Raw genomic sequence first — 24,148 nt, 5'->3', positions numbered from 1 at the left:
ACGCACAACTTAGCCTTTAAGCACCCGCGCCAGCGTTGACGTCACCTTGCCCATCCCATCCCGCAACGCCTGCTCGATCTCTACCATACTAATCACCGCCGCCGACTTGCCCGCCGCCAGGTTCACCACCAGCGCCAGGCAGGCATAATCCAGTTCCAGTTCACGGGCCAATGCCGCTTCCGGCATGCCGGTCATGCCGACGATGTCGCAGCCGTCGCGCTCCAGCCTCTCGATCTCGGCGGCGGTTTCCAGGCGTGGCCCCTGGGTGCAGGCGTACACACCCTGACTGGCAAAACCAACGTTTTCAGCCACCAATGCCGCGATTAGCCGCTGACGCAGGGCTTCGCTGTAGGGAAAGCTGAAATCGACGTGGGTGACCTGTTCGAGATTATCGGCGAAATAGGTGTGTTCGCGACCGCTGGTGTAGTCGATCAACTGATGCGGCACGCACAAAAATCCGGCGTCCATCATGGGATGAATCCCGCCCACGGCGTTGACCGCGAGAATCGCCTCCGCACCGGCCTGCTTCAGCGCCCAGAGGTTGGCGCGATAATTCACCCGATGTGGCGGCACACGGTGTGGATGACCGTGGCGCGCAAGGAACAGCACGTCCTGGCCGGCGTACTCACCGATTTGCACCTCGGCCGACGGCGCACCGTAAGGCGTATCCACCGCCAGTGACTGACGAATCTCCAGGCCTTCGAGCTGAGTCAGGCCGCTGCCACCGATGATCGCGTAAACCGTCATAGCGAAACGTCCTCAATCAATCAGTTGAGCTTCTTTGAGCGCGCCGACAGCTGCCAGCCAGCGCGGGTCCTGGCGATATTCAATGTTGGCCCAGGCCTGGCCACGCATCCGCGCAATGCGTTGCGACGGTTTGACTTTCAGGCGCTGGGCAGCGGTCAGTGCGAGCTCGGCCGCGGCGCGGTCATTGCACACCAGGCCCATGTCGCAGCCGGCCGTCAGCGCCGCTTCGATACGACTGGCGGCATCGCCGACCACATGGGCACCCGCCATCGACAGGTCGTCACTGAAGATCACCCCGTCGAATTGCAACTCGCCGCGCAGGATGTCCTGCAACCAGCGGCGGGAGAAACCGGCAGGCTGGGCATCGACCTGCGGGTAAATGACGTGGGCCGGCATGACGGCGGCCAGTTGCTTGCTCAAGCGGGCGAACGGCACCAGGTCATTGGCGCGGATGTCATCGAGGCTGCGCTCATCGTTGGGAATGGCAACGTGGGAATCGGCCTCGGCCCAGCCGTGACCGGGGAAGTGTTTGCCGGTGGCCGCCATGCCGGCGCTGTTCATGCCACGGATGAAGGCACCGGCCAGCAAGGCCGCGCGCTCCGGGTCACCTTCGAACGAACGCGTGCCGACCACGGCACTGCGCTGGTGATCCAGATCCAGCACCGGGGCGAAGCTCAGGTCGAGGCCGACCGCCAGCACTTCGGTGGCCATGATCCAGCCGCACTGCTCGGCCAGGTAGTCGGCATTCGGGTTGTCGGCAATGGCACGCATGGCCGGCAGCCGCACGAAGCCCTGGCGCAAACGCTGAACCCGACCGCCCTCCTGATCCACTGCCAGCAGCAGATCAGGACGAATGGCGCGGATCGCCGCACTCAATTCACGCACCTGGCGCGGGTGTTCGATGTTGCGCGCAAAAATGATCAGGCCACCCACTTCGGGTTGACGCAACAGTTGGCGATCTTCGGCCGTCAGCCAGGTACCGGCGACGTCCACCATCAACGAGCCTTGCAGGCCAGCAGTCATAGAGATTCCTTGATAACGATAAACCCGGCTCGCACGCATTGGTCACCCCGGGTGATAGCCCGGTTGGCGAAAACAATGGGGTGCAGACGAGAGTCGGCATGGGCGCCCAGCTTAGCGGATGTCCGCTGCCGCGCCCACCCGTGCGGGGTCAAACCTTGGCGGCAAAGGGTGTCGATTTGCTACGCGGACGCAGCTGCGCGGTGGCCATGGCCGTGTCGGTCACGCCGGTTTCGGCACGCATGCCGGCCGCCAGGAACGGCACCATCAGCCGCATGACCTGCTCGATGGAGGTATTGACGCCGAAGTCGGTCTCGGCAATCGCGCGCAAGGCCTTGATCCCCGACATGCTGAACGCCGCGGCACCGAGCATGAAGTGCACCCGCCAGAACAGTTCGATCGGTGGAATCCGCGGCGCGGCCTCGTTGACCAGCGTCATGTAGCGGCGGAACACCTTGCCGTACATGTCTTCCAGGTAACGCCGCAAATGGCCCTGGCTCTGACTGAAGGCCAGGCCCAGCAAGCGCATGAAGATAGACAGATCGTTGCCGCTGCGTGGCTGCACCACCAGGGCTTGTTCGACGAGGATTTCCAGCAGCTCTTCGAGGGTCGGCTTGTTTTCCGGCTTGGCCTGACGCCGCTCCAGCTCTTTGTCGAGGCTGATGCAGAACGGCCCGAGGAAGCGCGAGAAGACCGCCTGGATCAGCGCCTTCTTCGAGCCGAAGTGATAATTCACCGCTGCCAGATTGACCCCGGCCTTGCTGGTGATCAGACGCAACGAGGTTTCGGCGAAACCTTTCTCCGCGAACAATTGCTCGGCAGCATCGAGAATGCGTTCAACGGTTTCCGACTGGGCCATGGCTACTCCGCCTGACAAACACTTGTTTGAAACATACGTTTCAGTCCCAGTCTTGTCAAGTCTGGCGGTTCGTTTCGGGAATGGTCAGTCAGCTATTTAACCATACATCGGCAAAGCTTTATTCAGCCGGTTGATCGACCGTCTGGCGGCCGGCAAAAAAAGGGGCATTGCCAAGACCGTTCCACTGTATATAATCCCAGTCACTGTATAAAAAGACAGAGCGATCAATATGCTAAAGCTGACGCCACGCCAAGCAGAGATTCTGGCCTTCATCAAACGCTGCCTAGATGACAACGGCTACCCGCCGACCCGCGCGGAAATCGCTCAGGAACTGGGTTTCAAGTCGCCCAACGCGGCGGAAGAACACCTCAAGGCACTGGCCCGCAAGGGCGCTATCGAGATGACTCCCGGTGCCTCCCGCGGCATTCGCATCCCCGGTTTTGAAGCCAAGGCCGACGAATCCACCCTGCCGATCATCGGACGTGTGGCGGCCGGCGCCCCCATCCTCGCCCAGCAGCACATCGAAGAGTCCTGCAACATCAACCCGACCTTCTTCCATCCCCGCGCCGACTATCTGCTGCGGGTCCATGGCATGAGCATGAAGGACGTGGGCATTTTCGACGGCGACCTGCTGGCCGTCCATACCACCCGTGAAGCCCGCAACGGCCAGATCGTGGTCGCGCGGATCGGCGACGAAGTGACCGTCAAGCGCTTCAAGCGCGATGGCAGCAAAGTCTGGCTGCTGGCTGAAAACCCTGAATTCGCCCCAATCGAAGTGAACCTGAAAGATCAGGAACTGGTGATCGAAGGCTTGAGTGTCGGCGTCATTCGCCGCTAAAGGAGGCTTTATGCAGTTCCCACATACACCACAGCAAGCCCAGTTGCCGTTGTTCGAGGCGTTCATGATGCAGCCGTTGGCACCGATCCTGAAAGAGGTGGTCGAGTCGCCCTGGAGTGCCGAACCGGACGTCTTCAGCGAGCTGTCACTGAGTGGTGCGGCCGGGAACTGCCTGAACCTTCTGGCACCGATCCTCAGGGAATTGAGCGAGGATCAGGACGCCCGCTGGCTGACCCTGATCGCCCCGCCCGCCAGCCTGACCCAGGCCTGGCTGCGCGATGCCGGCCTGAATCGCGAACGCATCCTGCTGCTGCAGCCGCGTGGCACCCAGAGCGCCCAGCAACTGACCTGCGAAGCCCTGCGCCTGGGCCGTAGCCATACGGTGGTCAGCTGGCTCAACACGCTGAGCTCGGCTTCACGGCAACAGTTGATCAGCGCCGCCCGGATCGGGGATGCGCAGAGCCTGAACATTCGACTGGGTTAACTGAAAAACAGGGGATGCGCTGAGCAGCGCCGGGCTTCTCCAGGGATAGAGAAGCCAATCTGTAAAGGTATCCGCAATAAAACGACGGACGGGATCAATGAAGAACCCGCGACCCCTGATCCGGTTCAAATTCACCTTCAACCAGGCGTCCGGCCATCTGAACGCCGACACTCAACATCGCCTTGGCGACTTCCACATGCTGGCCTTGCAGGAACGCCTTGGCATCCTCGGAGAAATCCAAAGTAACCAGAGAACCCTCGTCCTCAGCCCTGCGCAGCTCGATACGGCCGTCTGGTAACTCGACAATTTCTAGAAAGGACGTTGGCATAAAGATGAGTTCTCCAAGAAAGGCGGGGATTATATAGGCATCTTCCCGGCTTCGCTCGGGATCTTGACCAGATGTCGTCACTCAGGGAAATTTCCCACAACAGGTTTCCCTGAGCGAAACACCGGCCAGACACTCAGTTTTTCAGCACTCGTTCAACCCTTCGCGAAACCGGATCGCCAGGCCCTTGAGGTTCTGGCGCCAGCTTTCCAGCTCTTCCCGACTCAATTCCTGAGGCGCCTCTTCTTCATCCAGGTTAACGGCCAGGATCAGCGGCTGGGTCACATCGCCTTTAGGTTTGTGCGGGGCCCTTGGCGGCTGGAACAGCGCCGCATGGGCGGCCAACAGCCTGGCCAGCCAGGTTTCCGGGTTCTGCGCCAGTTCGACCATCTCGGCCATTTCAGGGATGGCGATGGCTTCCAGCACTTCCCGGGTCAGCAGCATCTCCGCCCGCGGCGCATTGGCCTGGGGCAAACGATAGAAGCCGGCGATTTCATGACACAACCCCAGCAATGCGCCGTACAGGTGAAACAACGCCGATTCGCGCCCGGCCTGAATCAGCGCCAGCGAGTTCATCGCTCGCCCCTCTTCGGCCTTGGCGAGCGCTTCCAGCGACAGGCCGGCGAAATAAATCTTCTGGTTGGTACGGGTATAGAGTTCGTGGGCCATGACGGCAGCCTCCACAACGAAATAATTGCTTCACGCAGGTCAGACAGTGTCATGGATCACCTGCGCCTCCCGCAAGCACAAAACAAAAAGGCCGCATGAACACCCGGGGGTGGTCATGCGGCCTTTGTGCTGTAGGAGCGAGCTTGCTCCGGGCGGCGTTCCGACGAAAACCCGAGAGCGACACGTTCATCCAGACAGTACGCGTTATCGCGGACACCGTCTGTAGGAGCAAGCTTGCTCGCGAAAGCGGTCTGTCTGCCAACCCATTTGTTGAATGTACTGGCCCCTTCGCGAGCAAGCTCGCTCCCACAGGGGATCTGCGCCGAGCACAAAAACTGCGGCCAGCCCCCATCAACTGTGGGAGCGAGCTTGCTCCGGGCGGCGCTCCGACGATAGCGGTCTGTCAGTCGTCATTGATAGTGCCTGACACACCGTCCTTCGCTGGCAAGCCAGCTCCTACAGGTTTACGCCTTGGCGGCCTTTGCCGGGCGTTTGTCTTCCACCGTCCACTTGCCGCCGTCGTAGTACGCCTTCCAGCCAGTCGGCTTACCGTCGACTTCAGTCTGCACGTACTGCTCCTTGGTCTTGCGGCTGTAGCGGATCACAGTGGGCAGGCCGTCCGGATCTTTCTTCGGTGCTTCGCACAGGAAGTGGTACTTCGGATCGATCTCATCCTTGTGCGGCACGATTTCCATGACCAGCGGAGCACGGGTCTCGCGGTTTTTCGGGAACTGGCTGGCGGCCAGGAACAGGCCCGAAGCACCGTCGCGCAGGATGTAGGTGTCGTTGACCTTTTCGCATTTCAGCTCAGGCATCTTCACCGGGTCCATCTTCGGCGGCGCCGCATCACCGCTTTTCAGCAGTTTGCGGGTGTTCTTGCAGGTCGCGTTGGTGCAGCCGAAGAACTTGCCGAAACGGCCGGTCTTGAGTTGCATCTCGCTGCCGCACTTGTCGCATTCCAGGCTCGGACCTTCATAGCCCTTGATGCGATAACTGCCCTCTTCGATTTCGTAGCCGTCGCAATCCGGGTTGTTGCCGCAGATGTGCAGCTTGCGCTTCTCGTCGAGCAGGTAAGCGTCCATCGCCGTGCTGCAGATCGGGCAACGGTGCTTGCCACGCAGCACCAAGGATTCCGACTCACCCTCGTCGTCCGCAGCGATTTCATCGCCCGGCACCAGGTTGACGGTGGCCTTGCAGCGTTCTTTCGGCGGCAGGCTGTAGCCCGAGCAACCGAGGAACACGCCGGTCGACGCGGTACGAATCTGCATCGGACGACCGCACACCACGCACGGAATGTCCGTCATCACCGGCTGGTTGGCGCGCATGCCGCCTTCGGCGCTTTCGGCTACTTCGAGCTTCTTCTTGAAGTCGCCGTAGAACTCGTCGAGCACGTTTTTCCAGTCGCGTTCGCCCTGGGCCACGTCATCGAGGTTCTCTTCCATGCCGGCGGTGAAGCCGTAGTCCATGAGATTGGAGAAGCTCTCGGCCAGGCGCTCGGTGACGATGTCGCCCATCTTTTCCGAATAGAAACGACGGTTGTGCAGCGCCACGTAACCGCGGTCCTGGATGGTCGAAATGATCGCCGCGTAGGTCGAAGGACGACCGATGCCGCGTTTTTCCATTTCTTTTACCAGGCTGGCTTCCGAGTAACGCGCCGGCGGCTTGGTGAAGTGCTGGGTCGGATCAAGCTTGATCAGCTTCATCGCGTCGCCCTGGGCCATGTCCGGCAGCACGTCGTCATCGCCTGGCTTGGCGATCTGCGGCATGACGCGGGTGTAACCGTCGAACTTGAGGATGCGGCCCTTGGCGCGCAGCTCGAAGTCGCCGGCACCGACGGTGACCGTGGTCGACAGGTACTGCGCCGGCAGCATCTGGCAAGCGAGGAACTGGCGCCAGATCAGCTCGTAGAGCCGCTCAGCGTCACGCTCCATGCCCGACAGCTTGCTTGGCTCGGTATTGGCATCGGAGGGACGAATCGCTTCGTGAGCCTCTTGTGCGCCTTCCTTGCTGCTGTAGACGTTCGGGTTTTCCGGCAGGTACTTCTTGCCGAACTCGCCTTCAATATAGGTGCGCGCCATCGTCACGGCATCGGCCGAGAGGTTGGTGGAGTCGGTACGCATATACGTGATGTAGCCCGCTTCGTACAAACGCTGGGCCATCATCATGGTTTTCTTCACCCCGAAGCCCAGGCGGTTGCTCGCGGCCTGCTGCAGGGTGGAGGTAATGAACGGCGCCGACGGCTTGCTGCTGGTCGGCTTGTCTTCGCGCTTGACGATGCTGTAGCTGGACGCCTTGAGCTTTTCCAGCGCAGCCATGGCCTGGGCTTCGTTGAGCGGCTTGAAGGCTTCGCCTTTCTCGCGGGCCACGTCGAAGCGCACGGTGGCGCCCTTGGCGGTGCCGAGGTCGGCATGGACTTCCCAGTACTCTTCCGGGTTGAACGCACGGATTTCGCGCTCACGCTCGACCACCAGCTTCACCGCTACCGATTGCACGCGACCGGCGGACAGGCCACGGGCGACCTTGGCCCACAGCAGCGGCGAGACCATGTAACCGACCACGCGGTCGAGGAAACGACGCGCCTGCTGGGCGTTGACACGGTCGATGTCCAGCTCGCCCGGCTTGGAGAAGGCTTCCTGAATCGCCTTCTTGGTGATTTCGTTGAACACCACGCGCTTGTAGCGGCTGTCGTCACCACCGATGGCTTCGCGCAGGTGCCAGGCAATGGCTTCCCCCTCGCGATCCAAGTCGGTTGCGAGATAGATGGTGTCAGCATCCTTGGCGAGCCGGCGCAGCTCTTCGATGACTTTCTCTTTGCCCGGGAGGATCTCGTACTTGGCTTTCCAGCCATGATCGGGATCGACGCCCATGCGCGAGACCAGCTGCTTGCGCGCTTTCTCTTTCGGCGTAAGTACCGGACCTTCACCCGCGGCGGCCTTGCCGCGCTTGGCGGCAGGCTCTTTGCTGGCGCTAGCCGAACCGCTGGTGGGCAGGTCTCGGATATGGCCGATACTCGACTTCACCACGTATTGGTTACCCAGATACTTGTTGATGGTCTTGGCCTTAGCCGGGGATTCCACAATGACCAGCGATTTGCCCATGGATCAGAAAATTCCTGAATTCTAGAAGTGAAAGGCGGTTGGCGCCTGACGCGGCACCGCTATATATAGTGGCTACAAGGTGAGGTCAAGCGCAGGGTCCTGCGCGCACTCCGCTTATGGCTTGGAAAAAAGGCTCGGTTCGGCTTGCACCAAAGCAAAGCGTGGCACCTGTTCGCCGTCAACCTCGACCGACTCCAGGAACATGCTCAAGGGACGCACCCAAAAGCCGTAATCGCCATACAGGGCTTGGTAGAAGACCACTTCCTCTTCGGTTTCCGAATGCCGCGCGGTGCTGAATACGCGGTACTGCGGACCTTTGTAATGCTCGTACAGACCAGGTTGTATCGGCATGGTTTGGCCCTCGCTCAAATCTTTTCAAAATAAAAACAAAAAAAAATCCGGAAAAACAAAAACCGGGGCACTTGGCCCCGGCTTCCTTCAACGAAACGCTTAAACGCGTTCGAAGACGGTAGAGATGCCTTGGCCGAGACCAATGCACATGGTAGCTACCCCGAAGGTGCCGCCATTCTGCTTCATCACGTTCAACAGGGTGCCGGAGATCCGTGCACCGGAGCAACCGAACGGATGACCCAGGGCGATCGCGCCGCCGTGCAGGTTAACCTTCTCGTTCATCTTGTCGAGTACTTTCAAATCTTTCAGCACCGGCAGGGCCTGTGCGGCGAACGCTTCGTTGAGCTCGAAGAAGTCGATATCGTTGATACCAAGGCCTGCGCGCTTCAGTGCTTTCTGGGTGGCCGGTACTGGACCATAGCCCATGATTGCCGGGTCCACACCTGCCACCGCCATCGAGCGGATCACCGCCAGCGGCTGGATGCCCAGGTCCTGGGCACGCTGCGCCGACATCACGATCATGCACGAGGCACCGTCGGTGATCTGCGACGAAGTACCCGCTGTCACGGTGCCACCTTTCGGATTGAACGCTGGCTTGAGAGCGGCCAGGCTTTCCAGGGTGGTTTCCGGACGAATGGTTTCGTCGTAGTCGAACAGTTTCAGGAAACCGTTCTCGTCGTAGCCCTGCATCGGGATGATTTCGTCCTTGAACTTGCCTTCCAGGGTCGCCTTGTGGGCGAGCTGGTGGGAGCGCACGCCGAAAGCATCCTGCTGCTCGCGAGTGATGCCGTGCATCTTGCCGAGCATTTCCGCGGTCAGGCCCATCATGCCCGAGGCTTTCGCCGCGTACAGCGACATGTGCGGGTTCGGATCGACACCGTGCATCATGCTCACGTGGCCCATGTGCTCGACGCCGCCGACGACGAACACGTCACCGTTGCCGGTCATGATCGCTTGCGCGGCAGTGTGCAAGGCACTCATCGACGAGCCACACAGGCGGCTGACGGTCTGGCCGGCAGCGGTGTGCGGGATCTGCGTCATCAGGGATGCCATGCGGGCGATGTTCCAGCCCTGCTCCAGGGTCTGGTTCACACAGCCCCAGATCACGTCTTCGACTTCGTTCGGGTCGACCTTGACGTTGCGTTCCAGCAGTTTGCTGATCAAGTGCGCCGACATGTCTTCGGCGCGGGTGTTGCGGTGCATGCCGCCCTTGGAGCGGCCCATCGGCGTACGACCGAAGTCGACAATCACGACGTCTCTAGGATTCAAGCTCATAAAATTTCACTCTCGCTCAAGTGTTTGGACGCTTAACCGAAGAACCGTTGGCCGGTTTTGGCCATTTCACGCAGTTTTGCGGTCGGGTGGTACAGCGCGCCCAAATCAGCGTACTGGTCAGCCAGGGCAACGAACTCGGCCACACCGATCGAATCGATATAGCGCAGCGCACCGCCGCGGAATGGAGGGAAACCAATACCGTAGACCAGACCCATGTCGGCTTCGGCAGCGGTTTCGACGATGCCGTCTTCCAGGCAACGCACGGTCTCCAGGCACAGCGGGATCATCATCCAGTTGATGATGTCTTCATCGGTGACTTCACGCTGTTCGAACACGATCGGCTTGAGCACTTCCAGCACCGACGGGTCGGCGACTTTCTTCTGCTTGCCGTTCTTGTCGGTTTCGTAGGCGTAGAAGCCCTTGCCGTTCTTCTGGCCCAGGCGCTTGGCTTCGTAGAGCACGTCGACGGCCGAACGGCGGTCGTCTTTCATGCGGTCCGGGAAACCTTCAGCCATCACGTCACGACCGTGGTGACCGGTGTCGATGCCGACCACGTCCATCAGGTACGCCGGGCCCATCGGCCAGCCGAATTTTTCCATGACCTTGTCAATGCGGACGAAGTCCACACCGGCGCTGACCAGCTTGGCGAAACCGCCGAAGTACGGGAACAGCACGCGGTTGACCAAAAAGCCCGGGCAGTCGTTGACCACGATCGGGTTCTTGCCCATTTTCTTGGCGTAGGCCACGGTGGTGGCGACGGCCAGCTCGCTGGACTTCTCGCCACGGATCACTTCAACCAGCGGCATCATGTGCACCGGGTTGAAGAAGTGCATGCCGACGAAGTTTTCCGGACGCTTGAGGGCCTTGGCCAGCAAGGTGATGGAAATGGTCGAGGTGTTGGACGCGAGGATGGTGTCCTCTTTGACCTGATCTTCCACTTCAGCCAGCACGGCTTGCTTGACCTTGGGGTTCTCGACGACCGCTTCGACGACCAGGTCGACGTGGCCGAAGTCACCGTAGGACAGGGTCGGACGAATGCCGTTGAGCACTTCAGCCATCTTCGCGGCCGTCATGCGACCTTTATCAACGCGGCTCACCAGCAGCTTGGCGGCTTCAGCCAGGCCCTGCTCGATGCCGTGCTCGTTGATGTCTTTCATCAGGATCGGCGTGCCTTTGGAGGCCGACTGATACGCGATACCGCCACCCATGATGCCGGCGCCCAATACGGCAGCCTGCTTCACGTCCTTGGCGATTTCGTCGTAGGCCTTGGCCTTTTTCTTCAGTTCCTGATCGTTCAGGAACAGACCGATCAAGCTCTGCGCGGCAGAGGTCTTGGCCAGTTTGACGAAACCGGCGGCTTCGACTTCCAGCGCCTTGTCACGACCGAAGTTCGCGGCTTTCTGGATGGTCTTGATCGCTTCGACCGGTGCCGGGTAGTTCGGGCCAGCCTGACCTGCGACGAAGCCCTTGGCGGTTTCGAACGACATCATCTGTTCGATGGCGTTGAGCTTGAGCTTTTCCAGCTTCGGCTGACGCTTGGCCTTGTAGTCGAACTCGCCGGCGATGGCGCCCTTGACCAGGTTCAGCGCCGCTTCGAGCAGTTGCTCCGGGGCAACCACGGCATCGACGGCGCCGACTTTCAGCGCGTCTTCAGCGCGGTTTTCCTTACCGGCGGCAATCCACTCGATGGCATTGTCGGCACCGATGATGCGCGGCAAGCGCACCGTACCGCCGAAGCCCGGGTAGATACCCAGCTTGACTTCCGGCAGGCCGATCTTGGCGGTATTGGCCATGACGCGGTAGTCCGCCGCCAGGCACATTTCCAGGCCGCCACCCAGGGCGATGCCGTTGATCGCGGCGACAGTCGGGACATTCAGGTCTTCGAAATCGCTGAAGATCCTGTTGGCTTCGAGGTTGCCTGCCACAAGCTCTGCATCAGGCAGCTTGAAGTTCTCGACAAATTCGGTGATGTCGGCGCCAACGATGAACACGTCCTTGCCACTGCTGACGATCACACCCTTGATCGAATTATCTGCCTTGATGGTGTCCACGGCCTGACGCAGTTCGTTCAGGGTTAGACGGTTGAACTTGTTGACGGACTCACCCTTGAGGTCGAATTTCAATTCGACGATGCCACTTTCAAGAGCCTTAACCGTGATGGCTTTACCTTCGTAAATCATCAACTGATCTCCACGATATGGAAGCTGAACAGTACACGTCGGACGCAGGCAAATGGCTCGGCAGGGACGGTTATCGTCAATGCTACGCCCATCCACCTGGCACACCCGCCAACGCGATAGTCGGGATTCTGTAGGAGCGATCTGTAATACAAACGCTCATTTCATACGCCCGTTTGATTTGGGTATGCCACCTTCACGGAATTTCCGACAATTGTCAATCGCCCAAAATACTGGTTGAAGCGCGACTTTACGGTCACTTCCGTACCACGAAGACCTGCAACACGCGGATGCATGTGCGGCCATTCATAGGATCAATCATTAGAAAATTCGCCCTAATTCGCGGCAGCCTGTGTTTAACAGGCTACGCTGGCGGGGAGCCGAGGATATTTTTCAACGCCTTGGGTGAATACCGGCGCAAGATCAATGTGACAAAGAATTTCCGGCCTGCCTGGCCAACTTCCGCCCGATGATGATGTCGGGCTTTTTATTGCCTGAAGATATGTTCTGCGCGCGCAATTCGGGGGATCAGCGGGGATCGGGTTCAGGCCAGGGCCTTGAGGGTGGCGTCGATTTGCTGCAACACCTCGGCTTCGCCCTTCTCGCCCCAGTACAAGGTGATCATCTGCTTGTCCGCCTCGACCTTGTACACATTGGCCGGCAATTTTTCGAAATGATTGAGCAGCACAGGATCCTCACAGACCTCCTGCCACTGATTCACCCACAGCCCCGGGGATTTTTGCCAATAGCGCCAGCATGCTGGCTGATTGCCACGTCGCGGCCTATGGTACTGGGCGCACGGGCTCGGCGGCTCCGGGCTGAGCCAGTGTGGCCACTCCTGAGGCGCCAGTTGCATGGCTAGGCCGATGCGTCGCGCCTCCATGCGCAGGGCGATGCGCCCGCTCTGTCCACGGGACGGCCGCAACCATGCCAGCGGGCTCAGGACCACCAACAGGATTGACACCACTATCCAGACCGTCATATCTGTACTCCCGATTTTAAATGCACCCATTTCAAATGCACCGATTTTAAATGAGCGCGCCGGGTCACTTTGAAACCAATGCGCTTGAAACCAGCCATACTTACCCTTATTGCCATCCTCAGGAGGAGCACCTCATGCCCTACAACCACATTCTGGTCGCTGTAGACCTGACCGAAGAGTGCGACCCTGTCATCCATCGTGCTCGCGAGCTGTCGGTGAGCAACGGCTGCAAGCTGTCCCTGGTGCACATCGTCGAGCCGATGGCCATGGCCTTTGGCGGTGATGTGCCGATGGACCTGTCACAACTGCAACAACAGCAGTTCGATCAGGCCCGGGAGCGTCTGGACCGACTTATCATCAAGTATCCGGAACTCTCCAAGGAATACAGCCACCTGACTTACGGCCAGCCCCGCCAGGAAATTCACCACCTGGCCAAGGAGCAAGGGTGCGACATGATCGTGGTCGGCAGTCACGGACGGCATGGCCTGGCACTGCTGCTGGGCTCCACCGCCAATGACGTACTGCACGGCGCGCCGTGCGACGTGCTTGCGGTGCGCCTGCAAAACAAAAGCTGACAACACAACCCCCCTACAAAAAAACCCGACACTCGAGTTACCGAGGTCGGGCTTTTTTAGTGCGGGATCAATCAGGCATCCAGCTCGGCCCAGCGCTCGACCATGATGTCGAGTTCAGCATTCAACTGCTCCAGCTGGGCGATCACCGCAGCGCTCTCGGCCGCCGGACGCTGGTAAAACCCGGCATCCGCCATCTGCGCTTCAACGGCAGCGATCTGCTGTTCCATGGCTTCGATCTGCCCCGGCAAGGCTTCCAGCTCGCGCTGCACCTTGTAGCTGAGCTTTTTCTTGGCCACAGGCGCTTCTACCGCAGCGACAGGCGCCGGTTCCGCCGTGACCACCGCAGAGGTCAGGTCGGCCTTGCCGGATTTGCTCTCGGTCACGCCCAGCAGGCGCGGCGAGCCGCCCTGGCGCAGCCAGTCCTGATAACCACCGACGTATTCGCGAACCTTGCCTTCGCCTTCGAAGACCAGGGTGCTGGTGACCACGTTGTCGAGGAATGCCCGGTCGTGACTGACCATCAGCACGGTGCCGTTGAAGGTCAGCAAGACCTCTTCCAGCAGCTCCAGGGTTTCGACGTCGAGGTCGTTGGTCGGTTCGTCGAGCACCAGCAGGTTCGCCGGCTTGCTGAACAGTTTCGCCAGCAACAAACGGGCACGCTCACCGCCGGACAGCGCCTTGACCGGCGTGCGGGCACGCTGCGGGCTGAACAGGAAGTCGCCGAGGTAGCTCAGCACGTGACGGCTCTGACCGTCGATATCGATGAAGTCGCGACCTTCGGCCACGTTGTCGATCACGGTCTTTTCCAGGTCCAGCTGATGGCGCAACTGATCGAAGTAGGCGACGTCGATGCGAGTCCCCTCTTCCACGGTGCCGCTGGTAGGCTGCAGGCCGCTGAGCATCAGTTTCAGCAGGGTGGTCTTGCCGGTACCGTTGGCGCCGAGCAGACCGATACGGTCGCCGCGCGTCAGGACCATCGAGAAGTCCTTGATCAGGAACGGGCCGCCCGGGTGAGCGAAACTCACGTTCTCGAGGACCATCACCTGCTTGCCGGACTTGTCGGCGGTATCCAGCTGAATGTTGGCCTTGCCGGTGCGCTCACGACGCTCGCTGCGCTCGACGCGCAGGGCTTTCAAGGCGCGCACGCGGCCTTCGTTACGGGTGCGGCGCGCCTTGATGCCCTGGCGGATCCAGACTTCTTCCTGGGCCAGCTTCTTGTCGAACAGCGCGTTGGCGGTTTCTTCGGCCGCCAGACTCGCTTCTTTATGCACCAGGAAGCTGGCGTAATCGCCGTTCCAGTCGATCAGGCCGCCGCGATCCAGTTCGAGGATGCGCGTTGCCAGGTTCTGCAGGAAGGACCGGTCGTGCGTGATGAACAGCACGGCGCCCTGGAAATCCTTCAGCGCTTCTTCGAGCCAGGCAATGGCACCGATGTCCAGGTGGTTGGTCGGCTCGTCGAGCAACAGCAGGTCCGGTTCGGACACCAGGGCCTGGGCCAGCAGGACGCGGCGACGCCAGCCGCCGGACAATTCGGCGAGGGTCTTGTCGGCCGGCAATTGCAGACGGCTCAGGGTGCTGTCGACCAGTTGCTGCAAACGCCAGCCGTCACGGGCTTCGAGGTCGTGCTGGACGTGCATCAGTTTGTCCAGATCGGCATCGGTGACGATGTTCTGGCTCAGGTGGTGATACTGCGCAAGCAGCTCGCCGACACCGTCCAGGCCTTCAGCCACCACGTCGAACACGGTCCGCTCGTCGGCTACCGGCAATTCTTGCGGCAATTCGCCAATCTTGAGGCCGGGCGCGCGCCAAACGGAGCCCTCATCGGGCTTCTGGTCGCCCTTGACGAGCTTCATCATGCTGGACTTGCCAGTGCCGTTGCGGCCGATGATGCACACCCGCTCACCACGGGCGATCTGCCAGGACACCTTGTCCAACAACGGCATAGCGCCGAAAGCAAGGGACACATCGCTGAATTTGAGCAGGGTCATGAGCTTCTCCAAAAACCGGGCGCGCATTCTACCTGACTTGAGGCTGCAGAAGGCCGGCAATTTCACCTGGACGACACTCTGCAGGACAAATGTTGCGAGTTGATGCTGACAAGCCGGCAAAGCTTTCGCCCGCTGCTGGCAAAAGGCTAAGCTACAGACAATTCAGCGCGGGCATTGCCCCGCGCTTGTCATGATTTCTCTGCCCGGACGTCTCATGCGCAGTCGCCTTTTAAGTCTTTTGTCCTGTTTTCTTCTTACTGCCACTGTCGTCCACACCGCCCAGGCCGTGGATCTGTCCACCCAACGCCAGTATTACGATGAAGCCAAGCGCGCCCTGGCCAAGGGTGACACCGGCCCGTATTTCCGCTATCGCCAGGCCCTCGCCGATTATCCGCTGGAACCGTACCTGGCGTATGACGAGCTGACCGCGCGCCTGAAATACGCGAGCAATGCCGAAATAGAAAAATTCCTCGCCGAACACGGTGACCTGCCCCAGGCCAACTGGATGAAATTGCGCTGGTTGCGCTGGCTGTCCGAACGCGGCGACTGGGCGACCTTCGTCAAGTATTACGACCCGAAGATGAACTTCACCGAGCTGGATTGCCTCAACGCGCAGTACCAGATCACGCATAACCAGAAAACCGAAGGTTACGCCAACGCGCAAAAACTCTGGCTCACCGGCAAATCGCAACCGGCCGCCTGCGACACGCTGTTCGGTGTCTGGGCCGCCGAAGGCCAGCTGACCGAACAGCGACGCTGGGAGCGCACCAAGCTCGCGGCCCAGGCGCGCAACTATCCGCTGGCCAACAGCCTGGTCAACGGCCTGAGCACCCTCGCCCCGCGCGGCCGCCTGCTGGTGGAAGTGGCGCAGAAACCCGAACTGCTCAACGATCCGGCTCGCTTCATTCCAGCCGATGAGCCGATGTCCGACGTGGTCAGCCTCGGCCTGCGCCGCCTGGCGCGACAGGATCCCGACCGGGCGATGCAGATGCTCGATGGCTACGCCAGCAGCATGCACTTCTCACGTGATGAAAAAGTGGCGATCGCCCGGGAAATCGGGCTGTCCCTGGCCAAACGGTTCGACCCTCGCGCGCTGGACATGATGACCAAGTACGACCCGGAACTGCGCGACAACACCGTGTCGGAATGGCGCATGCGCCTGCTGTTGCGCCTGGCGCGCTGGGACGATGCCTACCAGTTGAGCCGCCGCCTGCCGCAGGACCTGGCGACGACCAACCGCTGGCGCTACTGGCAGGCGCGCAGCCTGGAACTGGCGCAGCCGCAGAGCCCGGAAGCACAGACGCTCTACAAGAGCCTGGCCCGCGAGCGTGATTTTTACGGGTTCCTGGCCGCCGATCGCTCGCAGTTGCCCTACTCGCTGAACAACAAACCGCTGGTGCTCAGCCAGGCACTGATCAACAAGGTGCGCAACACCCCGGGCATCCGTCGCGCACTGGAGTTCCACGCCCGCGGGCAAATCGTCGACGGTCGTCGCGAGTGGTACCACGTCAGCCGCCACTTCAGCCGCGATGAAATGGTCGCCCAGGCCAAACTGGCCTATGACCTGAAATGGTATTTCCCGGCGATCCGCACCATCAGCCAGGCGCAGTACTGGGACGACCTGAACATCCGTTTCCCGATGGCCCACCGCGAAACCCTGGTGCGTGAAGCCAAGGTCCGTGGGCTGCACTCGAGCTGGGTGTTCGCCATTACCCGCCAGGAAAGCGCCTTCATGGACGACGCCCGCTCCAGCGTCGGCGCCAGCGGCCTGATGCAGCTGATGCCCGCCACCGCCAAGGAAACCGCGCGCAAGTTCAGCATTCCTCTGGCCTCACCGCAGCAAGTGTTCGATCCGGACAAGAACATCCAGCTCGGCGCCGCCTACCTGAGCCAGGTCCACGCCCAGTTCAACGGCAACCGCGTCCTCGCCTCCGCCGCCTACAACGCCGGCCCCGGTCGTGTGCGCCAGTGGCTGCGCGGTGCCGACCATTTGAGCTTTGACGTGTGGGTGGAAAGCATTCCGTTCGACGAGACCCGCCAGTATGTGCAGAACGTGTTGTCGTATTCGGTGATCTACGGCCAGAAACTCAACTCGCCACAGCCGTTGGTGGATTGGCATGAGCGGTATTTTGACGATCAATGATTGGTGATGCCGTGCCGGCTTTTTTGATCGTGTACATATCCGTTTCTGCGGTAACGGCGGCTTAGGGTTCCGCCCTTACGGCGGGTCACTTGGAAAAGCGCCAAGTAACCAAGCGCTTTTGCCCCTTTCGTTCGGTGCCTCGCCTAGGCTCGGCATGCCCTCGCTCCGGTCCTGCTCCGTGGGCCCGCCGCGATCGGCCATCCATGGCCGTGCGCGGCTAACCCGGCATCCATGCCGGGTTGCCCACTGCGCAGAACCTCCACTCGGCCTCTCGATATAGGTTGTCCGTTCCTTTCTTCTTCCATACTTCGGTGTCTGGAAGTCAGTTTTGATCAAGGAAGGAACATGCACCTGTGGGCTACGAATAGGCCTCTCAAGCACTCGATGATTACCTCCTCACCTTCGAGCCCCCAGGTGCGCTTGCGCCCTTTAACGAATACTCAGGGAAAGCCCGACACGGCTCTCTATATCGCTTTCGCTGGACGCAAGCATGCATGTCCCTGCATGTACTTTAGCGCCTGTGGAGGTTGTTGATGAAAACGCTCCTGTCTCAGAAATTCACTGCTTATATCGGAATAGACTGGGCAGATACCAAGCACGACGTGTGTTTGCAGGTCGCAGGGGAAACCCTGCGGCACTTTTCTGTCATCGACCACACGCCCCAATCGATTGATCGTTGGGCGAAATCGTTGTTTGAGCGCTACGGTGCTCCGATTGCGATTGCTCTTGAGCTCAACAAGGGCCCGTTGGTGGCTGCCCTGCAGAAATACGAGTTCTTTTGTCTGTTTCCGATTAATCCGAGCACCTTGGCCAGACACCGTAAAACCTTTGTCCGTAGCGGTGCCAAGGATGATCCGACTGATGCTCAATGGGCGCTTGAGTTGTTGCTCACTCACCCCCAACGATTTCCCCAGTTGATGCCGCAAAGCCCAGCCATGCGTATTTTGGCCTGCCTGACAGAACATCGGCGGGCACTGGTTGATGAGCGAGTGAAGGTCAGCAACCGCTTGATCTGTACGCTCAAACAGTATTATCCATTGGTCCTGGAGCTGTTTAGCAATCATGACACCGTGGTGTTCTGTGACTTTCTGATGCGCTGGCCCACGCTTGAACACATCAAGCGTTCTCGCCAGAGTGCCTTTCTCAAGTTTTTTAACGAGCACAACGCTCGTCACCCTCAACTCAATCAGGCGCGCTGGGAAATCATCACCAAGGCGATGCCTTTGACGCAGGATCCGGGGGTAATACGTCCTTCGCAGCTGTACGCGACAGCCCTGGCGTCGCAACTCAAAGGGCTCATTTCAACCATCAAGGATTTTGATCGCGAGATCGAAGAAACGGCCAACACCTTGGCCGATTACCCGATCTTTAAGGCACTCCCTGGCGCCGGCCAACATCTTGCACCACGTCTTATGGTGGCTTTTGGTGAACAGCGTGATCGATTTAGCGACGCCAGTGCGATGCAGCGATATGCCGGAATCGCACCAGTTACCCAGCGTAGCGGAAAGAAGAAAGTCGTGTATTGGCGCTACCAATGCTCAACCTTTTTGCGTCAGACCTTTGTCGAATGGGCCGCTCACAGCATCACTCAATCAACGTGGGCCGAGGCTTATTATCGGCAGCAGCGGGCTAAAGGCTGCTCATACCAAGCGGCCCTGAGAGCACTCGCTTTTAAGTGGATCAGAGTCGTCTATCGGTGCTGGAAAACCAGCACCGTCTATGACGAAAAGGCTTACCTACAGGCTTTAATGCGGCGCGGATCAACGTTGATCGAGGCGCCGATGGAGGTAGCCACAGGTTGACGGAGAGGCTCAGGGCGTGAGGGGGCGGTGCGTCAAGATCAAGAGCTGCAGGCGAGCTAACGCTCGGCCTGTTGAGTGGTGAAGAGCGAAGGGGTGCACCCGAACCCTTGTAGGAGCTGGCTTGCCGGCGAAGGCGTCCTCACAGCCATCCAACCTGTTTCAACTTCACTCGATCTCCTGTAGGAGCTGCCGCAGGCTGCGATCTTTTGATCTTGCTTTAAACCGCAAACAAAAATGCCCACTTCGATTGAAGCGGGCATTTTTTTAAGATCAAAAGATCGCAGCCTGCGGCAGCTCCTACGCCGACCGAGATCGTGCCGCGGCTTGTTTGCCAAGTTCCGTGAGGCGATATCGTTGGGCCGGGCTGTTGGGCGAATCGGGGTTTGTCATTTCAATCAAATCTGCAGCCAATGCCGGCTTGAGGTAATTAGCCCGGAAGGTCGCCCTGTGTGCCAATCCGACGTCTTCCATCAACTCGCTGACCTTCATCGGGCCCACGCCACGGAGCGACAAAAGAAGCCTCGCTACTTGGTCGGTTACTTGGTCGGTTACTTGGTCGGTTACTGGTTCGCTCTGGGCCGCCTCCTTAAGGGCGAGGCTCAACGCTTGCAGCATAAACTCGACAAAAGGCGTCGATTCAGCCAACTGATCGGCTGCCGACAATGCCGCGTAATAAGCGTCCTGCTGCTCTCGAATTACCGCCTCGACCGGCAAGTAAGCCAACACCGGACGCCACTGACTGAGGATCAAGGTTTGCCAAAGACGCCCCATGCGTCCATTGCCGTCGGCGAACGGATGGATAAACTCAAACTCGTAATGAAAGACGCAACTGATGATCAGCGGGTGCCAATCAGAAGCACCCAGCCAGGCCAACAGATCATCTATCAAATGCGCAACGCGACTGGGAGGTGGCACCATATGAACCAGTTGCTCGCCCCGGTAAATACCCACCCCGGCTTTGCGCAACTGTCCAACGTCGTCGATTAAACCGTGCATCAACAGGTTATGCGCCTGCAGCAAGTCGGCTCGGCTGCTCGGCTGCTTGGCTGCCAATCCGGCATAGCCTCGTAGGCCGCAAAGGCATTGCGCACTTCCTGGATTTCCCGAGGCAACCCCAGCACTCGCTGCCCCGCGAGCACGGCAGTCAACACCTCTATTGAATGTGCCACCGTCTTCGCCAGCAAGCCGGCTCCTGCACGGATCGGCCGATTACCTATAGGAGAAGACCGGATTCAGCTTTCCCATCGCTGAACTGCAACGCCGCCAACCGCGCATACAGCTCATTACTCGCAATCAACTCCTGATGCGTCCCCACCGCCACCAGCCTCCCTTGATCCATTACCGCGATCCGGTCGGCGTTTTTCACCGTGGCCAGGCGGTGGGCGATGACCAGGGTGGTGCGGTTTTTCATCAGGCTGGGCAGGGCCTGCTGGATCAGGTGTTCGCTCTGGGCATCGAGGGCGCTGGTGGCTTCGTCGAGGAGCAGGATCGGGGCATCCACCAGCAGCGCCCGGGCGATGGCTAGGCGTTGGCGCTGGCCGCCGGACAGGCCGAGGCCGGCATCGCCGAGGTGGGTCTGGTAACCGTTGGGCATGGCCTCGATAAAGTCATGGGCGTAGGCGATTGTTGCCGCGTCCTTGACCTGGGCCAGGGTCGCCGTCGGGTTGCCGTAGCGGATGTTCTCTTCAATGCTGCCAAAGAACAGTGCCGGGCTTTGCGAGACCAGGGCGAAGCAGCGGCGCAGGTCCAGCGGGTCGAGTTGGGTCAGGGGGACGCCGTCGAGCAGGATGCGGCCTTCGGCGGGATCGTAAAAGCGCAGCAACAAGTCATACACCGTCGACTTGCCGGCCCCGGACGGTCCTACCAGCGCCAGGGTTTCGCCGGCGTTGATGGTCAGATTCAAGCCATCGACGGCGTAGCTTTCCGGACGCGACGGGTAGGAAAAACGCAGGTCTTGCAGCACCAGGTCGCCTTTGACCCGTTCCGGCAACGTCACCAGGCCGGTGCGCGGTGGCTGGATGATGTTTTCCGAACGCAGTAACTCGGCAATCCGCTCGGCGGCGCCGGCGGCGCGCTGCAATTCGCCGATCACTTCGCTCAAGGTACCGAACGCACTGCCGACGATCAGGCTGTAAAAAACAAAAGCGGCCAGCTCACCCTCGGTGATCCGCCCGGCAATCACATCCATGCCACCGACCCACAGCATCACCCCGACCGCGCCCAGCACCAGCACGATCACCAGGGTAATCAGCCAGGCGCGCTGGAAGATGCGTTTGCGGGCGGTGTCGAAGGCCTCTTCCACGGTCACGGCAAAGCGCTGCTCGTCCTGCGCCTGATGGTTGTAGGCCTGCACGGTCTTGATCTGGGCGAGGGTTTCGGAGACGTAGCTGCCGATGTCGGCAATCCGGTCCTGGCTCAGGCGCGACAGGCTACGCACGCGCCGGCCGAAAATCAGGATCGGCGCGATCACCAGGGGCAAGGCGATCACCACGATGCTGGTGAGCTTGGGGTTGGTGATGAACAGCAGGACGATCCCGCCGATCACCATCAGCAAATTACGCAGGAACAGCGAGAGCGACGAGCCGATCACCGATTGCAACAAGGTGGTATCGGCCGTCAGGCGCGACTGGATCTCGGAGCTGCGGTTGTCTTCGTAGAACCCCGGGTGCAGGTAAATCAGGTGGTTGAACACCTGGCGGCGGATGTCCGCGACCGCGCGCTCGCCGATCCACGACACCAGGTAAAACCGCGTGAACGTGCCGATCGCCAGGCCGAGCACCAGCAGCAGGAACAGGCCGATGGACTGATTGAGCAAGTGCGGCGACTGGGTCATGAACCCCTGGTCCACCAACAGGCGAATGCCCTGCCCCATGGACAGGGTGATGCCGGCCGTGACGACCAAGGCAAACAAGGCACCGAGGGCCGGCCAACGATACGGCGCGAGAAAACGACTGGCCAGGCGAAACGCGCGGCGTTGACGAGCAGAAAGCATCAGGACCATCCATGTACGCGACAAAGCCATTAATCGGGCCCAGCCTACACCGCTCAAATGGGATAAACCCTAAAAGAAGCAACTGTGTAAATCACAATGAGTCACTTTAATTATGACCGCAATGCCTAGACTCTAGACGCTATTAGTCTAAAGTTCGGGTGGCAGGACCGCGGTATTTCTGGTGGACTGATATGGCTGCCGAGGAAGATCGCAGGGAGTTGTCATAGCCCGGTCACCTGGCGGTTCTACAGTAAGCACAAACCTGATGAGGAGACAGGCCATGTCCTTGCAAAACAGCAGCGAAGACAAGATTGAAGTGATCCGCACACAGCCAGACCAGTCTCTGGGTTGCTCGATTATTGATGAGAAAGGGCAAGAAGTACCGATCACTGAACACATGGTCCAGGACGCTTGCCGCGAACTGGAGAAGCGATTGGTCACGCCTGCCAAACAAGAGTGATATAGCCACCGTCTTCTTGACCCGGCCCTGGTGGCCGGGTTTTTTATGGGTGTCGGTAGGGTGTGGCCAATATTGATTGGTGCCTGTTTTGTGTGGCCTTTGTAGGAGCTGCCGCAGGCTGCGATCTTTTGATCTTTGGCCTTTGATTGTCGAGGATCACAGGCAAGATCAAAAGATCGCAGCCTGCGGCAGCTCCTACAGGGTTTCGGTCAGGGTCTTAAATTGGTGTTGCGCCCAGTGCCGCCACGATTTTGTGCAACTCCGCCGAATCCCCCTCAATCCGCACCTGCAACCCATCAATCTCCCGCCGCAGCGGATAATGCTTGCGCAACGCATCAAACGCCGCACGCTGCTCACTCACACTGCCGACAAGACTGCGGCGGAAATCCGCGTCATCACGGCGCGGGTCATACACCCCTCGGCATACCATCGCCAACGCCCAGGCCGGGTCGCTTTGCCCATTCAAGGTCACGTGCGACAACCAGGGCGCCGGCAGCAGATCGCTCAAGCTGACCTGCTCCGGTTGCCCGAGGAACCGGCAATACGCCTGATAGATCTGCGCCGTCCCGCGCTGCTTGCCATCAAGGCTGTAACCGGCAATGTGCGGCGTCGCCAGCACGCAGAGTTCGGCCAGGGCCACATCGACCTCGGGCTCGCCTTCCCAGACATCCAGCACCGCCTGCAGGTCTTCACGCTGCAACAGCACCTGGCGCAACGCGGCGTTATCCACCACCGGGCCACGACTGGCGTTGATCAGCCAGGTGCCGGATTTAAGTTGATTCAAGCGGTGCTTATCGAACAGATGCCAGGTCGACTGCGCACCGTGCTTCTTCAACGGCGTGTGCAGGCTGATCACGTCGCACTGCTCGATGATCTGCTCGAGGCTGACGTAATCGCCCCCTTCGGCGGCTTGCCGTGGTGGATCGCAGACCAGCACCTTCCAGCCCAGCCCTCGCAGAACCTTGACCAAGCGGCCACCCACCTCACCGGCACCCACCACCCCGTAGGTGCGCTGCGTCAGGTCGGCGCCTTCGATCTCGGCCAGGGTCAGCAGGCTGCCCAGCACGTAGTCGACCACGCCCCGGGCATTGCAACCGGGGGCGCTGGACCAGGTGATGCCGGCTTGCTGCAAGTAATCCAGGTCCAGGTGGTCGGTGCCGATGGTGCAAGTGCCGACAAACCGCACCTTGCTGCCGTCGAGCAGCGCGCGATTGACGTTGGTCACCGAACGCACCAGCAGCACATCGGCCTGCTCGACGGTGGCGCGGTCGATGGAACGTCCCGGCACCCGGCGGATTTCACCGAAACCTTCGAAGAAGGCATCGAGCAGCGGGATATTTTCGTCGGCAACAATCAGCATGGC

19 protein-coding genes and 1 pseudogene are annotated in these 24,148 nt (G+C 60.1%); 6 read left to right on the top strand and 14 right to left on the bottom strand.

The window, feature by feature from the left end; all coding sequences use genetic code 11:
- Positions 1 to 9: 9 nt before the first annotated feature.
- From ACA067_RS08745 to ACA067_RS08735, 3 genes are all read right to left on the bottom strand, one after another.
- Positions 10 to 747, bottom strand: a complete 738-nt coding sequence (locus tag ACA067_RS08745) for an S-methyl-5'-thioinosine phosphorylase (RefSeq protein ID WP_497461406.1) — start codon at positions 745 to 747, stop codon at positions 10 to 12.
- A 12-nt stretch (positions 748 to 759) separates the two neighbouring features.
- Positions 760 to 1,770, bottom strand: a complete 1,011-nt coding sequence (gene nagZ / locus ACA067_RS08740) for a beta-N-acetylhexosaminidase (RefSeq protein ID WP_497461405.1) — start codon at positions 1,768 to 1,770, stop codon at positions 760 to 762.
- A gap of 148 nt (positions 1,771 to 1,918) precedes the next feature.
- Positions 1,919 to 2,626 carry a TetR/AcrR family transcriptional regulator gene (locus tag ACA067_RS08735; protein ID WP_128870861.1) on the bottom strand — a complete coding sequence of 236 codons (708 nt, stop codon included), beginning with the start codon at positions 2,624 to 2,626 and terminating at the stop codon, positions 1,919 to 1,921.
- Between the two features lie 229 nt (positions 2,627 to 2,855).
- Between ACA067_RS08735 and lexA the strand changes: the two genes are divergently transcribed.
- Together lexA and sulA are read left to right on the top strand one after the other, a co-directional pair.
- A complete protein-coding gene (gene lexA / locus ACA067_RS08730) occupies positions 2,856 to 3,464 on the top strand; it encodes a transcriptional repressor LexA (protein ID WP_128870862.1) in 609 nt (202 codons plus the stop codon).
- A gap of 10 nt (positions 3,465 to 3,474) precedes the next feature.
- The gene (gene sulA / locus ACA067_RS08725; RefSeq protein WP_497461404.1) at positions 3,475 to 3,948 is read left to right on the top strand and encodes an SOS-induced cell division inhibitor SulA; all 474 of its coding nucleotides are present in this window, start codon (positions 3,475 to 3,477) and stop codon (positions 3,946 to 3,948) included.
- Between the two features lie 94 nt (positions 3,949 to 4,042).
- On the opposite strand, the gene ACA067_RS08720 is transcribed toward sulA, so the two are convergent.
- From ACA067_RS08720 to ACA067_RS08690, 7 genes are all read right to left on the bottom strand, one after another.
- Positions 4,043 to 4,276 carry a hypothetical protein gene (locus ACA067_RS08720; protein ID WP_497462751.1) on the bottom strand — a complete coding sequence of 78 codons (234 nt, stop codon included), beginning with the start codon at positions 4,274 to 4,276 and terminating at the stop codon, positions 4,043 to 4,045.
- A 141-nt stretch (positions 4,277 to 4,417) separates the two neighbouring features.
- On the bottom strand, positions 4,418 to 4,942 hold the full coding sequence (locus ACA067_RS08715) for a DUF6586 family protein (RefSeq protein ID WP_497461403.1): 525 nt from the start codon (positions 4,940 to 4,942) through the stop codon (positions 4,418 to 4,420).
- Positions 4,943 to 5,406: 464 nt separating this feature from the next.
- Positions 5,407 to 8,040 (bottom strand): type I DNA topoisomerase, encoded by a 2,634-nt coding sequence (topA, locus tag ACA067_RS08710; protein WP_497461402.1) that lies wholly within the window; start codon positions 8,038 to 8,040, stop codon positions 5,407 to 5,409.
- 114 nt (positions 8,041 to 8,154) lie between these two features.
- A complete protein-coding gene (locus ACA067_RS08705) occupies positions 8,155 to 8,391 on the bottom strand; it encodes a DUF1653 domain-containing protein (RefSeq protein ID WP_150745336.1) in 237 nt (78 codons plus the stop codon).
- 99 nt (positions 8,392 to 8,490) lie between these two features.
- A complete protein-coding gene (gene fadA, locus ACA067_RS08700; protein ID WP_010456360.1) occupies positions 8,491 to 9,666 on the bottom strand; it encodes an acetyl-CoA C-acyltransferase FadA in 1,176 nt (391 codons plus the stop codon).
- Between the two features lie 32 nt (positions 9,667 to 9,698).
- Complete coding sequence (gene fadB / locus ACA067_RS08695; RefSeq protein WP_497461401.1) at positions 9,699 to 11,846, bottom strand: fatty acid oxidation complex subunit alpha FadB; 2,148 nt, start codon at positions 11,844 to 11,846, stop codon at positions 9,699 to 9,701.
- Between the two features lie 541 nt (positions 11,847 to 12,387).
- On the bottom strand, positions 12,388 to 12,825 hold the full coding sequence (locus ACA067_RS08690; RefSeq protein WP_497461400.1) for a hypothetical protein: 438 nt from the start codon (positions 12,823 to 12,825) through the stop codon (positions 12,388 to 12,390).
- Between the two features lie 134 nt (positions 12,826 to 12,959).
- On the opposite strand from ACA067_RS08690, the gene ACA067_RS08685 reads away from it, so the two are divergent.
- Positions 12,960 to 13,400 (top strand): universal stress protein, encoded by a 441-nt coding sequence (locus ACA067_RS08685; RefSeq protein ID WP_497456004.1) that lies wholly within the window; start codon positions 12,960 to 12,962, stop codon positions 13,398 to 13,400.
- A 71-nt stretch (positions 13,401 to 13,471) separates the two neighbouring features.
- On the opposite strand, the gene ACA067_RS08680 is transcribed toward ACA067_RS08685, so the two are convergent.
- A complete protein-coding gene (locus tag ACA067_RS08680) occupies positions 13,472 to 15,388 on the bottom strand; it encodes an ATP-binding cassette domain-containing protein (RefSeq protein WP_497461399.1) in 1,917 nt (638 codons plus the stop codon).
- Positions 15,389 to 15,602: 214 nt separating this feature from the next.
- Between ACA067_RS08680 and ACA067_RS08675 the strand changes: the two genes are divergently transcribed.
- Positions 15,603 to 17,531 (top strand): transglycosylase SLT domain-containing protein, encoded by a 1,929-nt coding sequence (locus tag ACA067_RS08675; protein ID WP_497461398.1) that lies wholly within the window; start codon positions 15,603 to 15,605, stop codon positions 17,529 to 17,531.
- 533 nt (positions 17,532 to 18,064) lie between these two features.
- Entirely contained in the window at positions 18,065 to 19,333 is a 1,269-nt protein-coding gene (locus tag ACA067_RS08670) for an IS110 family RNA-guided transposase (RefSeq protein WP_497461340.1), read from the top strand.
- A gap of 297 nt (positions 19,334 to 19,630) precedes the next feature.
- Here ACA067_RS08670 and ACA067_RS08665 read toward each other — a convergent pair.
- Together ACA067_RS08665 and ACA067_RS08660 are read right to left on the bottom strand one after the other, a co-directional pair.
- Positions 19,631 to 20,487, bottom strand: a pseudogene (locus ACA067_RS08665) (Fic family protein); the annotation flags it as partial.
- Positions 20,488 to 20,546: 59 nt separating this feature from the next.
- Positions 20,547 to 22,334: an ABC transporter transmembrane domain-containing protein gene (locus tag ACA067_RS08660; protein ID WP_497462750.1), complete on the bottom strand. Its 1,788-nt coding sequence runs from the start codon at positions 22,332 to 22,334 to the stop codon at positions 20,547 to 20,549.
- Positions 22,335 to 22,605: 271 nt separating this feature from the next.
- Here ACA067_RS08660 and ACA067_RS08655 point away from each other — a divergent pair, with 271 nt between their 5' ends.
- A complete protein-coding gene (locus ACA067_RS08655) occupies positions 22,606 to 22,785 on the top strand; it encodes a PA1571 family protein (RefSeq protein WP_497456000.1) in 180 nt (59 codons plus the stop codon).
- A 217-nt stretch (positions 22,786 to 23,002) separates the two neighbouring features.
- Here the strand turns inward: ACA067_RS08655 and pdxB are convergent, their stop codons facing one another.
- Positions 23,003 to 24,145 (bottom strand): 4-phosphoerythronate dehydrogenase PdxB, encoded by a 1,143-nt coding sequence (gene pdxB, locus ACA067_RS08650; protein WP_497461397.1) that lies wholly within the window; start codon positions 24,143 to 24,145, stop codon positions 23,003 to 23,005.
- Positions 24,146 to 24,148: the final 3 nt, after the last annotated feature.

The organism is Pseudomonas sp. LBUM1674 (assembly GCF_059695635.1).
Note: the sequence above shows the minus strand (reverse complement) of the source record. Positions and strands in the feature narration are given on the sequence as shown.

Coding starts and splice junctions, on each gene's coding strand:
- ACA067_RS08745 (WP_497461406.1), bottom strand. CDS start 747: ATGACGGTTTACGCGATCATCGGTGGCAGCGGCCTGACTCAGCTCGAA.
- nagZ (WP_497461405.1), bottom strand. CDS start 1,770: ATGACTGCTGGCCTGCAAGGCTCGTTGATGGTGGACGTCGCCGGTACC.
- ACA067_RS08735 (WP_128870861.1), bottom strand. CDS start 2,626: ATGGCCCAGTCGGAAACCGTTGAACGCATTCTCGATGCTGCCGAGCAA.
- lexA (WP_128870862.1), top strand. CDS start 2,856: ATGCTAAAGCTGACGCCACGCCAAGCAGAGATTCTGGCCTTCATCAAA.
- sulA (WP_497461404.1), top strand. CDS start 3,475: ATGCAGTTCCCACATACACCACAGCAAGCCCAGTTGCCGTTGTTCGAG.
- ACA067_RS08720 (WP_497462751.1), bottom strand. CDS start 4,276: ATGCCAACGTCCTTTCTAGAAATTGTCGAGTTACCAGACGGCCGTATC.
- ACA067_RS08715 (WP_497461403.1), bottom strand. CDS start 4,942: ATGGCCCACGAACTCTATACCCGTACCAACCAGAAGATTTATTTCGCC.
- topA (WP_497461402.1), bottom strand. CDS start 8,040: ATGGGCAAATCGCTGGTCATTGTGGAATCCCCGGCTAAGGCCAAGACC.
- ACA067_RS08705 (WP_150745336.1), bottom strand. CDS start 8,391: ATGCCGATACAACCTGGTCTGTACGAGCATTACAAAGGTCCGCAGTAC.
- fadA (WP_010456360.1), bottom strand. CDS start 9,666: ATGAGCTTGAATCCTAGAGACGTCGTGATTGTCGACTTCGGTCGTACG.
- fadB (WP_497461401.1), bottom strand. CDS start 11,846: ATGATTTACGAAGGTAAAGCCATCACGGTTAAGGCTCTTGAAAGTGGC.
- ACA067_RS08690 (WP_497461400.1), bottom strand. CDS start 12,825: ATGACGGTCTGGATAGTGGTGTCAATCCTGTTGGTGGTCCTGAGCCCG.
- ACA067_RS08685 (WP_497456004.1), top strand. CDS start 12,960: ATGCCCTACAACCACATTCTGGTCGCTGTAGACCTGACCGAAGAGTGC.
- ACA067_RS08680 (WP_497461399.1), bottom strand. CDS start 15,388: ATGACCCTGCTCAAATTCAGCGATGTGTCCCTTGCTTTCGGCGCTATG.
- ACA067_RS08675 (WP_497461398.1), top strand. CDS start 15,603: ATGCGCAGTCGCCTTTTAAGTCTTTTGTCCTGTTTTCTTCTTACTGCC.
- ACA067_RS08670 (WP_497461340.1), top strand. CDS start 18,065: ATGAAAACGCTCCTGTCTCAGAAATTCACTGCTTATATCGGAATAGAC.
- ACA067_RS08660 (WP_497462750.1), bottom strand. CDS start 22,334: ATGGTCCTGATGCTTTCTGCTCGTCAACGCCGCGCGTTTCGCCTGGCC.
- ACA067_RS08655 (WP_497456000.1), top strand. CDS start 22,606: ATGTCCTTGCAAAACAGCAGCGAAGACAAGATTGAAGTGATCCGCACA.
- pdxB (WP_497461397.1), bottom strand. CDS start 24,145: ATGCTGATTGTTGCCGACGAAAATATCCCGCTGCTCGATGCCTTCTTC.